The organism is Magnetospirillum sp. ME-1, assembly GCF_002105535.1.
Classification (GTDB): domain Bacteria; phylum Pseudomonadota; class Alphaproteobacteria; order Rhodospirillales; family Magnetospirillaceae; genus Phaeospirillum.
Genome location: NZ_CP015848.1, coordinates 2,437,144 through 2,450,960, shown reverse-complemented (window position 1 = coordinate 2,450,960; position 13,817 = coordinate 2,437,144). Strand labels below are relative to the sequence as shown.

At 67.8% G+C, this 13,817-nt stretch carries 14 protein-coding genes and 1 tRNA gene; 12 read left to right on the top strand and 3 right to left on the bottom strand.

Translation table 11 applies throughout. The features are described from left to right. Positions 1 to 6: 6 nt before the first annotated feature. Complete coding sequence (gene cmk, locus WV31_RS11575; protein WP_085373704.1) at positions 7 to 642, bottom strand: (d)CMP kinase; 636 nt, start codon at positions 640 to 642, stop codon at positions 7 to 9. Then, positions 639 to 1,973, bottom strand: a complete 1,335-nt coding sequence (gene aroA / locus WV31_RS11570; RefSeq protein ID WP_085373703.1) for a 3-phosphoshikimate 1-carboxyvinyltransferase — start codon at positions 1,971 to 1,973, stop codon at positions 639 to 641. Before aroA ends, cmk begins: the two co-directional genes overlap by 4 nt. A gap of 186 nt (positions 1,974 to 2,159) precedes the next feature. Between aroA and WV31_RS11565 the strand changes: the two genes are divergently transcribed. Then, positions 2,160 to 2,540 carry a TIGR02300 family protein gene (locus tag WV31_RS11565; protein WP_085373702.1) on the top strand — a complete coding sequence of 127 codons (381 nt, stop codon included), beginning with the start codon at positions 2,160 to 2,162 and terminating at the stop codon, positions 2,538 to 2,540. Positions 2,541 to 2,648: 108 nt separating this feature from the next. Then, a tRNA-Ala gene (locus WV31_RS11560) sits at positions 2,649 to 2,724 on the top strand. A 49-nt stretch (positions 2,725 to 2,773) separates the two neighbouring features. On the opposite strand, the gene WV31_RS11555 is transcribed toward WV31_RS11560, so the two are convergent. Beyond that, the gene (locus tag WV31_RS11555) at positions 2,774 to 3,208 is read right to left on the bottom strand and encodes a bacteriohemerythrin (protein WP_085373701.1); all 435 of its coding nucleotides are present in this window, start codon (positions 3,206 to 3,208) and stop codon (positions 2,774 to 2,776) included. Positions 3,209 to 3,545: 337 nt separating this feature from the next. Between WV31_RS11555 and WV31_RS11550 the strand changes: the two genes are divergently transcribed. The 10 genes from WV31_RS11550 (at position 3,546) to WV31_RS11505 (ending at position 13,815) form a co-directional block, all read left to right on the top strand. Further along, positions 3,546 to 4,364 (top strand): phage capsid protein, encoded by an 819-nt coding sequence (locus WV31_RS11550; protein WP_085373700.1) that lies wholly within the window; start codon positions 3,546 to 3,548, stop codon positions 4,362 to 4,364. A 13-nt stretch (positions 4,365 to 4,377) separates the two neighbouring features. Beyond that, the gene (locus WV31_RS11545) at positions 4,378 to 4,647 is read left to right on the top strand and encodes a hypothetical protein (protein ID WP_085373699.1); all 270 of its coding nucleotides are present in this window, start codon (positions 4,378 to 4,380) and stop codon (positions 4,645 to 4,647) included. Positions 4,648 to 4,973: 326 nt separating this feature from the next. Next, positions 4,974 to 5,543 (top strand): hypothetical protein, encoded by a 570-nt coding sequence (locus tag WV31_RS11540; protein WP_085373698.1) that lies wholly within the window; start codon positions 4,974 to 4,976, stop codon positions 5,541 to 5,543. Next, positions 5,540 to 7,444 carry a hypothetical protein gene (locus WV31_RS11535; RefSeq protein WP_085373697.1) on the top strand — a complete coding sequence of 635 codons (1,905 nt, stop codon included), beginning with the start codon at positions 5,540 to 5,542 and terminating at the stop codon, positions 7,442 to 7,444. The genes WV31_RS11540 and WV31_RS11535 overlap by 4 nt, the downstream gene beginning before the upstream one ends. Before the next feature lie 21 nt (positions 7,445 to 7,465). Next, positions 7,466 to 9,352, top strand: coding sequence for a hypothetical protein (locus WV31_RS22120; protein WP_085373696.1), 1,887 nt, complete (start codon positions 7,466 to 7,468; stop codon positions 9,350 to 9,352). A gap of 2 nt (positions 9,353 to 9,354) precedes the next feature. Beyond that, positions 9,355 to 9,651: a hypothetical protein gene (locus tag WV31_RS11525; RefSeq protein ID WP_085373695.1), complete on the top strand. Its 297-nt coding sequence runs from the start codon at positions 9,355 to 9,357 to the stop codon at positions 9,649 to 9,651. Positions 9,652 to 9,741: 90 nt separating this feature from the next. Next, positions 9,742 to 10,041 (top strand): hypothetical protein, encoded by a 300-nt coding sequence (locus WV31_RS11520; RefSeq protein ID WP_085373694.1) that lies wholly within the window; start codon positions 9,742 to 9,744, stop codon positions 10,039 to 10,041. A gap of 70 nt (positions 10,042 to 10,111) precedes the next feature. Next, positions 10,112 to 11,827, top strand: a complete 1,716-nt coding sequence (locus tag WV31_RS11515; RefSeq protein WP_085373693.1) for a hypothetical protein — start codon at positions 10,112 to 10,114, stop codon at positions 11,825 to 11,827. A gap of 186 nt (positions 11,828 to 12,013) precedes the next feature. Beyond that, positions 12,014 to 13,498: a phage terminase large subunit gene (gene terL, locus WV31_RS11510; RefSeq protein WP_085373692.1), complete on the top strand. Its 1,485-nt coding sequence runs from the start codon at positions 12,014 to 12,016 to the stop codon at positions 13,496 to 13,498. A gap of 17 nt (positions 13,499 to 13,515) precedes the next feature. After that, complete coding sequence (locus tag WV31_RS11505; protein WP_085373691.1) at positions 13,516 to 13,815, top strand: hypothetical protein; 300 nt, start codon at positions 13,516 to 13,518, stop codon at positions 13,813 to 13,815. Positions 13,816 to 13,817 lie beyond the last annotated feature (2 nt).

The window sequence follows — 13,817 nt, the reverse complement described above, 5'->3', positions numbered from 1 at the left end:
TCGATGCTACCGTTTGGAACCGATGATCCGAAGCGCGGCGGCGAAAGCCTGGTCGGCGTCGAGATCGGACGTGTCCAGCACGGTGGCGTCCGGGGCCGGAACCAGCGGGGCGACTGCGCGGTTGGTATCGCGCTCGTCACGTTCCCGCATGTCGGCCAGGACGGTGCCGTATATAGCCCCCAGGCCCTTTTCCTGCAACTCTTTCAGCCGCCGCTCGGCCCTTTTTTCCACGCTGGCCGTGACGAACAGCTTCACGCCCGCCTCGGGGCAGACCACCGTGCCGATGTCGCGGCCATCCAGCACCGCGCCCTTGCCCCCCGGGGGCGTGGCGGCGAACTTGCGCTGGAAGTCCAGGAGCGCGGCGCGCACGCCGGGAATGGAGGCCACCTTGGACGCCGCCTGGGCCGCCTCGTCGATGCGCAGATCGCCGGCGGCGAGGTCGTCGGGCGACAGGGACTGCGCCGCCTGCTCGGCCAGGGCGACGTCGGCCGGATTCTGGCCGGCGCGGGCCAGCTTCATGCCCACGGCGCGGTAGATCAGGCCGGTGTCGAGATAGTCGAAACCCAGCTCGGCGGCCAGACGCCGCGCCAGGGTCCCCTTGCCGGCGGCGGCCGGTCCGTCGATGGCGATAACGATGCTCACGGATTTTCACCGGAAATCTTCGCCCCCAGCCCGTTCATCAACTGGACGAAGGCGGGGAAGCTGGTGTCGATGGCTTCGGCGTCGTCCACCGCCACGGGCCGGGCCGAGGCCATGCCCATCACCAGGAACGACATGGCGATGCGGTGGTCGAAATGGGTGGTGACGGTGGCGTCGCCGTCGGGAATGCGGCCCGTGCCGTGAACGATGAGGGAGTCCTTCTCCTCCTCCACCGCCACGCCGCAGGCGGCCAGCCCGCGCGCCATGGCGGCCAGGCGGTCGCTTTCCTTGACCCGCAGCTCCCCCAGGCCCCGCATGCGGGTGGTGCCCTCGGCGAAGGCGGCGGCGACGGCGAGAATGGGGTACTCGTCGATCATGGACGGCGCCCGCTCGGCCGGCACGTCCACGCCCCGAAGACGCGACGCGCGCACCACCAGGTCGGCCACCGGCTCGCCCGCCTGGTCGCGGGGATTATCGAAGCGGATGTCGGCGCCCATCTCCAGCAGGGTCTGGTAGAGGCCGGTGCGCAAGGGGTTGGTGCCCACATTGGGCAGGCGGATCTCCGAGCCCTCCACCAGCAGGGCGGCCACCACCGGGAAGGCGGCCGAGGAGGGATCGGCGGGGACCACCACCGGACGGCCGGTCAGTTCGGGAAAGCCCACCACGGTGATGGCGCGGCCGCCGCCCTCGGCGTCCTCGACCCGTACGGTGGCGCCGAAATTCCGGAGCATCAGCTCGGTATGGTCGCGGGTGGCTTCGCGCTCGATCACCGTGGTCTCGCCGGCGGTGTTGAGGCCGGCCAGCATGATGGCCGACTTCACCTGGGCCGAGGCGACGGGAAGCTCGTAGGTGATGGGGGTGGCCTGGGCCGTGCCGGTCACCGCCAGCGGCAGGCGGCCGCCGTCGCGGCTGACGAAGCGGGCGCCCATGCGGCCCAGGGGCTCGGTCACCCGGCGCATGGGCCGCGAGCGAAGCGAACCGTCGCCGGTGAAGAAGCTGGTGAAGGGATGGGTGGCCACCAGGCCCATCAGCAGCCGCGCCCCGGTGCCGGAATTGCCCATGTCGAGAACGTCGGCCGGCTCCATCAATCCGCCGACGCCGCGACCGAACAGCCGCCACGAGCCGTCGTCCCGGCGTTCCACCTCGGCACCCAGCGCCCGCATGCAGGCGGCGGTGCGCAAAACATCGTCGCCTTCCAGAAGGCCGGTCACCACGCTTTCGCCCACCGCCAGCGCGCCCAGCATCAGGGCGCGGTGCGAGATGGACTTGTCGCCCGGCACACGCGCCGAACCGGCCAAAGGTGCGGCCCGACGGGATGAAAGCGGCTTGGCCATGATCACTCCTGATAACCAGCGGCAAGGGCGAAAGCTGCCCGCCGAAGCTCTAGCACAGGCGGCATCGGCGTCATAGACCCGCGTTCCATGCTGCACCGCCCACGCTTTTTCGTTTTGACACAGGGTGGGGAACATGGCAAATGGCCCCTTTATTGGGTTCGAGTGACACGTTGAAGGAGGACGAGAGTGGCAAAGCCGGAATGGGGACAGAAGCGCACCTGCCAGAGCTGCGGATGCCGTTTCTATGACCTGACGCGCACCCCCATCGTCTGCCCGAAGTGCGGGTCGACGGTGGAACCCGACATGCCCTTCAAGGTGCGTCGCGGCAGCGCGGCGGCGGCGGAAAAGGCGGCGCCCGTGGCGGCGGCCGTTCCCGTGGCCGCGGATCTGGACGCCGACGATTTGCCGGTGGCCGATGACGAGGATGAAGCCCTCGATACCGATGCCGATAGCGCCGACGACGATGAAAGCGGCCTGATCGAGGACGCGTCCGACCTGGGCGAGGACGACGACGACATGGCCGAAGTCATGGAGCATATGGACGAGGTGGGCGAGGACGAGGTCTGATTTCCCGAACTGCGCCGAGAAGCGAATTTTTCGCTTGCAAGGCCACCCGGGAAACCATATGTTCCGCCTCCACCGGCGGGGCCCCAAGCCCGCAGGGAACAAGTTTCAGGGGCTATAGCTCAGTTGGGAGAGCGCTTGAATGGCATTCAAGAGGTCGTCGGTTCGATTCCGTCTAGCTCCACCAAAATAGCGAAGGCCCGGTCAGAAATGACCGGGCCTTCTGCTTTTGGCCGTTACCTTTGCCCCCTGAGATAGATGCCGTTGTGGTTCAGCCAGTAGGGCTTCAGCTTCAAGTCGCTCTGGACGATGTGGACGGTGATCCATTCCTTGGCCAGCATGGCCAGTTCACGGACCAGCAGGGCGCAATTGGCGTGGGCGTCCAACTCGTCGTACTGCTCCTTCATCACCTCGACCTTTTCCAGGATGGCGGCGTGCTCGCGGTGGTGCGGCTCGGTGAAAGGGAACGAGCATTCGCGCTGAACCTTCTCCTCGCGGCTGAAGGCGGTGCTGGTTTCTTCGTAAAGGCCGGTGAGGAACAGGCCCAGGGCGATGTAGGGTCCGTTGGTGCCCAGCGCCCGCTCGAAATCGTTGATTCGACCGATCACGTGCTTGCGGGCGTGGTCGATGTCGGGCTGGCCGATGGCCATGGCGTCGCGCCAGATCAGCATGGCTGCCTCGCATCCCTATTGCGCATGTATGTATTGTTACGCAGAGCCGGGGCCGGGTCCAGCGGCGGCTGGTGACGAATTCTGCCGGTGAAAAATTACTGTTGACAATGTTCCTATCTGGCGGTATATAAATTCCCATCAACACCCGAACTGCGTCTACGGCAGGGGTGTCGAACCAGATTTCTCCTCATTCTTCATCCGGGGACAACCGGGCCGTTCGGCCCGGCCCGCCGGATTTTCCGGCACCGCTTCGACGGCGTCCGGCCGCTGGCGCGCGCGGCCGGGCAGAACCGGCGGGGCGGGGCCATCGCCACGCAACCTCGCAGAGGAACAAAACATGTCCACGAGCATCATCAACGCCTACTCGACGCAGTACGGCCACGAGGTCCACTCCGCCTATCAGCGCATGGGTACCAAGCTGCGCAACACTGTGCGCGTGCGCAACAACGTCAAGGGCGCCATCGCCGTCTTCCAGAAGGTGGGCAAGGGCACCGCCAGCACCAAGGCCCGCCACGGCAAGGTGCCGGTGATGAACATCGACCACACTGCCGTCGAATGCCAGCTGTTCGACTATTACGCCGGCGACTGGCTGGACAAGCTGGACGAGCTGAAGGTCGAGCACGACGAGCGCGCCGTGCTGGTCAATGCCGGCGCCTACGCGCTGGGCCGCAAGACCGACGAGCTGATCATCGCCGAGCTGGACAAGTCGGCCAATTACGCCCTGGACGGCACCACCGGCCTCACCCGGAACAAGGTGCTGGAAGCCTTCGAGATGCTGGGTGACGCGGAAGTCCCCGACGACGGCGAGCGCTACGCCATCGTCGGCTGGAAGCAGTGGTCCGAGCTGATGGGCATCGAGGAATTCGCCAGCACCGACTATGTCGGTTCCGCCGACCTGCCCTGGAAGGGCACCCAGGCCAAGAAGTGGCTGGGCACCACCTGGATGCCGCACTCGGGCCTGACCAAGTCGTCGGGCGTGCGCTACTGCTACTGGTACCACAAATCGGCGATCGGTCATGCCTCGGGCGCCGAGGTCAAGTCGGAGATCACCTACCAGGGCGATCGCGCCGCCTGGTTCGTCAACAACTTCATGAGCCAGGGCGCCGCGCTGGTCGATGCCGCCGGCGTCGTCTCGCTGCGCTGCCTCGAATCCTAAGGGAGCTTCCATCATGGCCTATCAGTCCAAGGACCTGTCGGTCCTGGCCTATGCCAACGGCTTCACGCTGTGGCACTACACCACCGCCGATACCGCCAATACGGTCGATACCAGCGGCTATTTCAACGCCGCCTCGACCATGCTGCGGGTCGGCGACATCGTCGTCGCCAACGTGGACACCGCCGGCACCATGAAGGCCGGCCTGTTCCTGGTCTCCGCCAATACCGGCGGCGTGGTCGACGTCAACGACCTGACCCAGATCGGCAGCGCGGATTCGCGTTAGCCGGTCACGCTTCCCCCGGAGCGATCCGAGGGAAGCTTCTCTTCGCCAATTCACAATTCCGGCCCTGGCGCTCCGGCGGGTTTCCCCCTTCCCCCCGCCGTGTCAGCCGCCGGCCGCCGCCCCGCCCCCGCGCGATCCTCTCACGCTGCGGGGGCGGGGCTTTGGACCATTCCTCCCCTGGCGGGGCTCCCGCCCCGGCCCCGGCTGGAGGCGATGCCTCCAGACCACCCTTCGTTTTGAAAATGAAAGGGGGTTTGGGGCATCGCCCCAAATGGGTCCGGGCGATAGCCCGCCATCAAGCCCCACACAATGCAGGAGAACCCGCCATGGCCCTGTCCGCCATCGCCTTGTGCTCGCGCGCCCTGATCCGCCTGGGCGCCGCCCCCATTGCCGGCTTCGACGACGGTTCGGCCGAGTCGGAGGTGGCCGCCAACCTCTATCCGCCGCTGCGCGACGGTGCCCTGTCGTCCCATCCGTGGAGCTTCGCCACCGGTCAGGTCACCCTGGCCCGCCTGGCCGTCGAACCGCTGGCCGATTTCGCCCATGCCTACCAGCTGCCCACCGACTTCCTGCGGGTGCTGTCGGCGGGGCCCAGCGGCCGGGGCGCCGGGCTGGTGTTCCGCATCAGCGGCTCGCGCCTCCTGTGCGACGCCGAGGAGGTGGTGCTGACCTATATCTACCGTCCGGATGAAAGCGCGTATCCGCCCTATTTCGACCAGATGCTGATGGCGCGGCTGACCGCCGAGTTCTGCATTCCGCTCACCGAGAGTACCACGCGGGCGCAGTTCCTGTTCCGCCTGGCCGAGGACGAGTTCCGCCGCGCCAAGCTGATCGACGCCCAGAGCCATACGCCGTCCGCCATCACCGACTTCCCCCTGGTGGAGGTGCGGTCATGAGCGGCCTGCCCATCTTCACCAAGACCAGCTTCACCGCCGGCGAGGTCGACGTGGATCTGGCCGGGCGCGGCGACCTGGCGCTTTACGCCAACGGGGCACGGGCGCTTCGCAACGTGGTGGTGGCCCCCATCGGGGGCGTACGCCGCCGGGCCGGGCTGCGCCATGTGGCCACGGCCCGGGGGGCGGGGCGCCTGATCGCCTTCGAGTTCAACACCGAGCAGACCTATCTGCTGGCCCTGTCCGACGGCTGGCTGGACATCTATGCCGAGGGGGCCAAGGTGGCCGAACTGGCCACACCGTGGAGCGCCGCCCAGATCGCCCAGCTGAACTGGACCCAAAGCGCCGACACCTTGCTGGTGGTCCATCCCGATGTGGCCCCGCGCAAGATCACGCGGACCGGGGTGAACAGCTGGACCATGGCCGAGTGGAGCTATTTCGAGGAGAACGGCGTTCTCTTCGTTCCCACCCATAAATTCGCCGAGGACGCGGTGACGCTGGCGCCCAGCGGCACCAGCGGCTCCATCACCCTGTCGGCCTCCGCTGCGGTATTCCAGGCGGCCCATGTGGGCTTGCGTTTCCGGGTGGGGGGCAAGCAGGTGCTGGTCACCTCCGTCACCTCGCCCACCCAGGCCAATGCCGAGGTCAAGCAGACCCTGACCGGCACCGCCGCCACCAAGGATTGGGAGGAGCAGTCCTTCTCCGCCTTACGCGGCTGGCCGGTTTCGGTCTGCTTCCATCAGGGGCGGCTGGCCATCGGCGGCTCACGCGATCTGCCCAACCGTCTGTGGCTGTCCAAATCCATGGATCTGTTCAACTTCGACTTAGGGACCGGCCTGGACGACGAGGCCATCGAATTCGCCCTGCTGTCCACCCAGGTGGATGCCATCCGGGCGGTGTTTTCGGGCCGCCACCTGCAGGTGTTCACCTCGGGCGCGGAATGGATGGTGGTGGGTACGCCGCTTACCCCCACCAAGATCCAGCTCAACCGCCAGACCCGGGTGGGCTCGCCGGTGGATCGCAGCGTGCCGCCCAGGGACGTGGACGGGGCCACCCATTTCGTCTCGCGCAATGGCCGCGACCTGCGCGAGTTCCTGTTCGCCGACATGGACCAGGCCTACCAGGCCAACGACCTGTCCATGGTCGCCAAGCACGTCATGACCGATCCGGTGGACCAGGATTACGATCCGGGACGCCGCCTGTTCCATGTGGTCATGGCGGACGGAACCATGGCGACGCTCACCGTCTACCGTGCCGAGAAGGTGACGGCCTGGACGGTGTTCGAGACCCGGGGCGCCTTCAGGTCGGTGGCGGTGGTGGACGGCGACGCCTACGTGCTGGTCGAGCGTGACGGGGTCCATTTCATCGAGTGCTTCGACGAGTCCCTCAACCTGGATGCCGCCCTGACCGGCCGTCGGGACACTCCGTCCGCCACCTGGACCGGCCTCGACCATCTGAACGGACAGAGCGTGCGGGTCTTGATGGATGGAACCTCCGTCGCCGAGGTGACGGTGGCGGACGGAGAGATCACCCTGCCGGAACCTGCCACCACCATCGAGGCCGGTCTGCCCTATGCCCACCGCATCGAACCCCTGCCGCCCCAGGCCGCGTCGGGGCAGCCCATGGCCGCCGGCCGGGCCGTGAGGCTGGTCCAGGCCTGCTTCCGGGTGCTGGAGACCAAGGCGCTGTTCATCGATACCGGGCGCGGCGCCACTCCGATTCCATTCCGGCGCAGGGGGCCCGACCGCTTCGCCACCTCGCCGCCGGCTTTTTCCGGCGACGTCAAGGTCCGGGCCATCGGCTGGACCCGCGACGTCATGCAGCCCCTGTGGCGCATCGAACAGGACCTGCCGCTGCCCTGCACCGTGATTTCGGTTTCCACCGAGATTAAGGGCGCAGAGTGATCGGCATCAGGAGAACATAACATGACCAATCAGACTCTCGTACCGCGCGCCCATTTCGTCGCCAATGGCGTCCAGGCGGCGTTCGGCTTTTTCTTTCCCATCCACCAATCCGGGGACATGGAGGTCTGGATCGACCAGAATCTCCAGCCCGCCGAGGCCTACGCCGTCTCGGGCGTGGGGGGGGCGGTGGGCGGCACGGTGATCTTCACCGTGCCGCCGCCGGCCGGTGCCCAGGTGACGCTGCGGCGCCGCATGGCCATCAACCGGATGCCGGAATTTCCCGATACCTCGGTTCAGGCCAAGCCGTTGAACCAGGAGTTCGGCTACCACGTGGCGGCGCTGCAGCAGGTTGCCGACGAGGCCGGGCTGGCGGTGAAACGCTCGTTCCGCAGCCTGTCCACCGCCGACCTGACCCTGCCAGAACCTTCCGCCGGCCGCGCCATCCGCTGGAACGATTCCGGTGATGGACTGGCCAACAGCACCGCCGAGGTGGATACCGTCCTGCCCCTGGCCTCGGCCAAGGCGCAGGACGCCGCCGCCAGTGCCGCCGCCGCCGCCGCCAGCCAGGTTTCGGCGGCGGCGTCCGCCGCTGCCGCGGCGACGTCGCGTGACATCTGCGACGCCGACGTGGTGGTGACCGGCGCCGACCGTGCCGCCGTGGCCGCCGACAAGACCGACGTGGCGGCGGATCGTACGGCGGTGCAGGCCGATCGTCTTGCCGCCGATGCCGCCGCGGCGGCCGCCGCCCTGTCGCAAGGCGCCGCCCAGGCCAGCGCGGCCGCCGCCCTTCAGGCGCAGGCCAATGCCTTCGCCTCGGAAACCGGCGCCGCCGTCAATATCGCCGCCGCCCAGGCGGCGGCCAGCGCGGCGGCGGCCAGCCAGGCCTCGGCCCATGCCTCGGAACTGAGCGCCTCGGGCTCGGCTTCGGCGGCGGCGGCCTCGGCGGCCCAGGCCCAGTCGGCGGCGGGTCTCTTCACCTTCGCCTCCGTCGCGGTGACCGGACAGGGGACCATTTCCGCCGACCAGAGCGCCGACACCCTGACCCTGGCGGCGGGCGCCAACCTGTCGATCACCACCGATCCCGCCAGCGATACCGTCACCCTGGCGGTGACGGGCTTGGCGGGCGTGGCTGCCAGCGGGGCCTATGGGGACCTGTCGGGCAGGCCCAGCCTGGGCACGGCGGCGGCGCTCGACACCGGAGTTTCGGCGGGTCAGATTCCGGTCCTGGACGCCACCGGCCTGCCGGCGCTGAACGCCTCGCGGCTGACCTCTCTCAACGCCTCGAACCTGTCCAGCGGTGTGGTCCCCGTTGCCCGGATGGGGACCGGATCTGCCGACGCGGCCAAGTTCCTGCGGGGCGACGGCGTGTGGGCGGCCCTGCCGTCACCCTCGGCCTACGAATTCGTCCAGGCGGTCAGCTTCTCCGGCGTCACCCAGTTCGACATCATCAATCTGGCGGTCGGATATGATTACGAGTTCGCCTTCGATGACCTTGTGGGGGGCGCCTATGATGGCCTCTACGCCCGTCTTGGCACCAACAACACCACGTTTTCCAGCAGCGGCTATTACACCCAGTACGTGGGGGGGCAGAGTAACCCGAATGCCGCCGCCCCCTCCTGGGGCTCCGGCAGTGCGTCTGCCGAAGCTGGGATATTCGCCGGGGTCTTCAATGCCGAGGCTGGCGTCAGCTCGTGGTGCCGGTTCTTCGTCAACGATGTGGGGGCGTCCAGGTACAAGCATTACGGCGCTAAAAGCCTCTGGCAGAACCCTTCCAATACCTATGTCTGCGGCCACAACATGGAGGGCTATTGGCGTAATGCCTCGGCCATCACCGCCGTTCGTTTTTACTCGAGTGGCGGCAACACCATGACCGGCACCTGCCTCGTCTACCGTCGCAAGAGGAGCTGAAGATGAACCATCGTGTCGTTGCCGATCTGGAGGCCGGCATGGCCGTCCAGGTCCCCTTGACCGCCGAGGAGGAACAGGACCTCCTGACGCGTCGCGCCGCTGTCGGCCAGCGCGAGGCCGAGGAAGCCCGGGCGCTCATCCAGGCCGAATTGGCCCGGATCGATTCCCGGAGCGTGCGGCCCCTGCGGGCCATCCTGGAGGCGCAGACCGCCGGGCTTTCGCCCGAGTCCGCCGATATGGCGATGCTGGCCGAACTCAATGCCCGGGCGGCCACGCTGCGGGCCGCTCTCGTCACCTGATTCCTCTTTCCCTTGAAAGGGGAAGACCCCGCCGCCCGTCTCCGGGCGGCGGGGTTTTCTTTTTCCGCCATAGCCAAGAGGAGACCAACCATGGCCGAGGACATGACCGGCCTGCGCACCCGGCTGGCCGCCAGCCTGCCCGACCACGTGGCGGCGGCCCTGGCCGGGTACGAGGAGTTCACCGCCAGCGCGCCGCCGGCCGACGCCAAGGGCTTCGCCGCCTGGCACGCGGCGGCCAAGGCGGCGCTGGCCCATGTGGACCTGCTGGTGAAGCTGGCCCGCTGGGCCGAGGGGTCGTCCGAGCCTGACGGCGACGACGGTTTCGAGCGCCTTCTGGCCGGGGCCCGTGCCGCTCTTGACGCCATCGACGAGTCTGACGAGGAGGTGTGAGCCATCTCGTCCCATCCGTCCGCCGGCCATCCCGGCCGGCGGACTTTTTTATGCCTGAAAGGAACAAACAATGACGTCCCATATCCGGATTCCCGACCTTTCCCCCATCGTGCAGGACAGCGCCGACGGCAGCCGCAAGGTCTTCGACTTTCCCTTCCCGATCTTTACGGCGGCCGACCTGGAGGTCCTGGTCGGCGGCCATCCGGCCACCGGCGGCTTCAGCATCCGCGGCGCCGGCAGCTCCGAGGGCGGCGCGGTGGTGTTCGCCACGGCGCCGGCCGACGGTCAGCGGATCACCATTCGCCGCCGCCAGACCTATGCCCGCACCGACGACTTCCTGGACGAGCGCGCCCCTACCCCGCACGAGTTGAACGATGTGGTGGACCAGACTGTGGCGGCTCTTCAGGAACTGGCCGAGGAAAGCGGCCGGGCCATCAAGCGCTCGGCCGGCTCCGACCTGTCGCGTCCCGTGGACCTGACCCTGCCCGAGCCCGAGGCCGGCAAGGTGCTCGGCTGGAACGGCTCGGCCGACGCCCTGGTCAACCTCGCCCAGGTGGACGCCTCGGACATACTGCGCAAGAGCCAGAACCTGGCCGACCTGCCCGACAAGGCGCAGGCGCGGATCAACCTGGGCCTGGGCAGCGCCGCGACCCATGCCGAAGCCGACTTCGCCACCGCCGCCCAGGGCGCCAAGGCCGACAGCGCCTTGCAGGCTGCCGATATCGGTTCGTCGGTCCAGGCCCATGACGCCGATCTGGATTGGATCGCCACCAACCTGAGCGATGCCGGCAAGGCCCTGCTCGACGACGCCGACGCGGCGGCCCAGCGGGTTACGCTGGGGCTGGCCTCTGTGGCGTCATCGGGCGCGTACAACGATCTTTCCGGCAAGCCGGACCTGGGCTCGGCGGCTAGCCACGATATGGCCGATTTCGCCACCGCCGCCCAGGGCGCCAAGGCCGACAGCGCTTTGCAGGCCGCCGATATCGGTTCGTCGGTCCAGGCCCATGACGCCGATCTGGATTGGATCGCCGCCAACCTGAGCGATGCCGGCAAGGCCCTGCTCGACGACGCCGACGCGGCGGCCCAGCGGGTTACGCTCGGCCTGGGCAGCGCCGCCACCAAGGACATCGGCACCGCCGCCGGGCAGGTGGTGATGCTGGAAGCCTCAGGCAAACTGCCGGCGGTGGATGGTTCGGCGGTCACCTCCCTGAATGCTTCCGCACTGGCTTCCGGCACGGTTTCGACCACCCGGCTGGGCAGCGGCACCGCCAATGCCTCGTCGTTCCTGCGTGGGGACGGCACTTGGGCGGCGCTGTCGGCCATCTCGGGTGGCTCTCCGTTCAGCAACGTCCAAACCTTTACCAGCAATGGGACCTTCATCGTTCCAAGTGGTGTTACAGCCGTGGCGCTGATGGCGATTGGCGGCGGCGGGGGCGGCATTGAAATTGCCTATCCCTTGGATATCGCTGGTACGGGCGGCAACACAACCTTCGGCACGCTCGTAACCGCTTATGGAGGACAGGGAGGGGTTAGAGGCGGAGTTGGAGCCGATGGAACTGGTAATATCGCGAATAGTGGAGTGCTTGGCGTGGTCAGCAAGGTCCCGCTCACCACGTACGGAAACAATGGCAACGGCAATATCGGCTCCGGCGGACGTGGGGGCGTCGTTCTGGCCATTTGTTCGGTTACCCCCGGGCAGAGCATTCCCGTTACCGTCGGCGTCGGAGGATTACGCGGCGGTATTGCGACCGACGGGACGGCCGGGGTGTTGATGCTGAGGTACTGAGTCCTCAGGGTGCTCGGCTTCAAACCTGTCGCAACCACGGAGCTCGCCCCAGCCGCCCCATCCCAGGGGCGGCTGGGGCTTTTTCCCCTTCACCGCCAAAAGGAAACCAAACATGGCCGAGGCTCTATCCGGCATGCACGCACGTGCCGCCCCCGACGCCTTGGACGACAGCGACGAGGAGGAGCAATGAAATCCGTCAACTTTCCCGAATTCGTCTGGATCTGGAACGAGCGGTTGGGGCTGGGCACGCCCCGGCACCAGTTGCGTATGGCCCGCTGGCTGGCGGCGCGCTGGCATGGGCGGGAACGGGAATTGCTGCTGATGGCCTTCCGCTCCAGCGGCAAGTCCACCATCGTCGGCCTGTTCTGCGCCTGGGTGCTGGCGGTCAATCCCGATCTGCGCATCATGGTGCTGGCCGCCGATTTCGCCCTGGCCAAGAAGATGGTCAGGAACGTCAAGCGCATCGTCGAGCGCCATCCGCTGACTCAAGGGCTGAAGCCCAGGCGCCGCGACCAGTGGGCCGCCGACCAGTTCACCGTCAACCGCCCGGGCGAGCTGCGCGACCCGTCCATGGTGGCCAAGGGCATCGGCGCCAACATCACCGGCAGTCGCGCCGAGATCGTCATCTGCGACGACGTGGAGGTGCCCAACACTTGTGACTCGGCGCCCAAGCGGGCCGATTTGCGCGAACGCCTGGCCGAAATCGAGTACGTGATGGTGCCGGGCGGCACTCAGCTCTACGTCGGCACGCCGCATTCCTACTACACCATCTACGCCGACCGGGCCCGGCTGGAGGCGGGTGAAAGCCGCCCCTTCCTCGACGGCTTCCACCGCCTGGAGCTGCCGCTGATCGATCCCAAGGGCCGCTCCGCCTGGCCCGAGCGCTTTCCGCCCGAACGCATCGGAAGCCTGCGCAAACGCTCGGGCCCCAACAAGTTCGACAGCCAGATGATGCTGCGCCCCGTCAACATCGCCGATGGCCGCCTCGATCCCGACCGCCTGCGCCTGTACGAGGCCGAGCTGTCCTATGGCGAGGGCAACGGCGTGCCGCTGCTGACCATCGGAGCCAGGCGCATGGTCTCGGCCGCCTGCTGGTGGGACCCGGCCTACGGCGCCCCCGGCAAGGGCGACGCTTCGGTGGTGGCGGCGCTGTTCACCGACGAGGACGGCCTGTACTGGCTGCACCGGGTGCGCTATCTCGAACACGACCCCGCCCGCACCGAGACCGACGAGGCCACCCAGCTCTGCCGTCAGGTGGCCCGCTTCGCCGCCGACCTGCACCTGCCGGCGGTGCAGTTGGAGACCAACGGCCTGGGGCGCTTCCTGCCCGGCCTGCTGCGCCGGGAACTGGGCGGCGCCGGTATCGCCTGCGCCGTCCTCGAGGCGGCCTCCAAGCGGGCCAAGGACCAGCGCATCATCGATGCCTTCGACGCGGTGCTGGCCGCCGGCGCGCTGAACGTCCACCGCAGCGTCTGGGACACCCCCTTCATCGCCGAGATGCGCGAATGGCAACCGGGGGGCAAGGGCCGCGACGACGGCCTGGACGCCGTCGCCGGCTGCCTTTTGTCCCAACCCGTGCGCCTGTCGCGCCCGCTGTCCGCTACCGCCGGCCGCCCCGACTGGCGGCCCGGCGGCCGGGCGGTGGTGGCCCATTCCGATTTTGAATTTTGACTCCGAGGAGAGTTTCCATGGATTCCATCGCTTTCGATCCCCGCTGGTGGATCACCGCCGTCGAGCTGCCCGTCCTGGGCGCCATGGCCATGACCGTCTGGCGGGTCCGTCACGAGGCCGACCATCGCATCGACGAGCTGGAGCACCGGTTCGACGTGGGCATGGGCCAGGCCCGCGAGGCACTGGCCGCCTACAAGCTGGAGGTGGCCAAGAGCTACGCCACCACCGGCTATCTCAAGGATGTGGAGCAGCGGCTGACCGAACATCTGGTCCGCATCGAGGGCAAGCTGGACGGTGTCCAGTCGGCCACGCGTTAGGA

Coding starts and splice junctions, on each gene's coding strand:
- aroA (WP_085373703.1), bottom strand. CDS start 1,973: ATGGCCAAGCCGCTTTCATCCCGTCGGGCCGCACCTTTGGCCGGTTCG.
- WV31_RS11555 (WP_085373701.1), bottom strand. CDS start 3,208: ATGCTGATCTGGCGCGACGCCATGGCCATCGGCCAGCCCGACATCGAC.
- WV31_RS11550 (WP_085373700.1), top strand. CDS start 3,546: ATGTCCACGAGCATCATCAACGCCTACTCGACGCAGTACGGCCACGAG.
- WV31_RS11545 (WP_085373699.1), top strand. CDS start 4,378: ATGGCCTATCAGTCCAAGGACCTGTCGGTCCTGGCCTATGCCAACGGC.
- WV31_RS11540 (WP_085373698.1), top strand. CDS start 4,974: ATGGCCCTGTCCGCCATCGCCTTGTGCTCGCGCGCCCTGATCCGCCTG.
- WV31_RS11535 (WP_085373697.1), top strand. CDS start 5,540: ATGAGCGGCCTGCCCATCTTCACCAAGACCAGCTTCACCGCCGGCGAG.
- WV31_RS22120 (WP_085373696.1), top strand. CDS start 7,466: ATGACCAATCAGACTCTCGTACCGCGCGCCCATTTCGTCGCCAATGGC.
- WV31_RS11525 (WP_085373695.1), top strand. CDS start 9,355: ATGAACCATCGTGTCGTTGCCGATCTGGAGGCCGGCATGGCCGTCCAG.
- WV31_RS11520 (WP_085373694.1), top strand. CDS start 9,742: ATGGCCGAGGACATGACCGGCCTGCGCACCCGGCTGGCCGCCAGCCTG.
- WV31_RS11515 (WP_085373693.1), top strand. CDS start 10,112: ATGACGTCCCATATCCGGATTCCCGACCTTTCCCCCATCGTGCAGGAC.
- terL (WP_085373692.1), top strand. CDS start 12,014: ATGAAATCCGTCAACTTTCCCGAATTCGTCTGGATCTGGAACGAGCGG.
- WV31_RS11505 (WP_085373691.1), top strand. CDS start 13,516: ATGGATTCCATCGCTTTCGATCCCCGCTGGTGGATCACCGCCGTCGAG.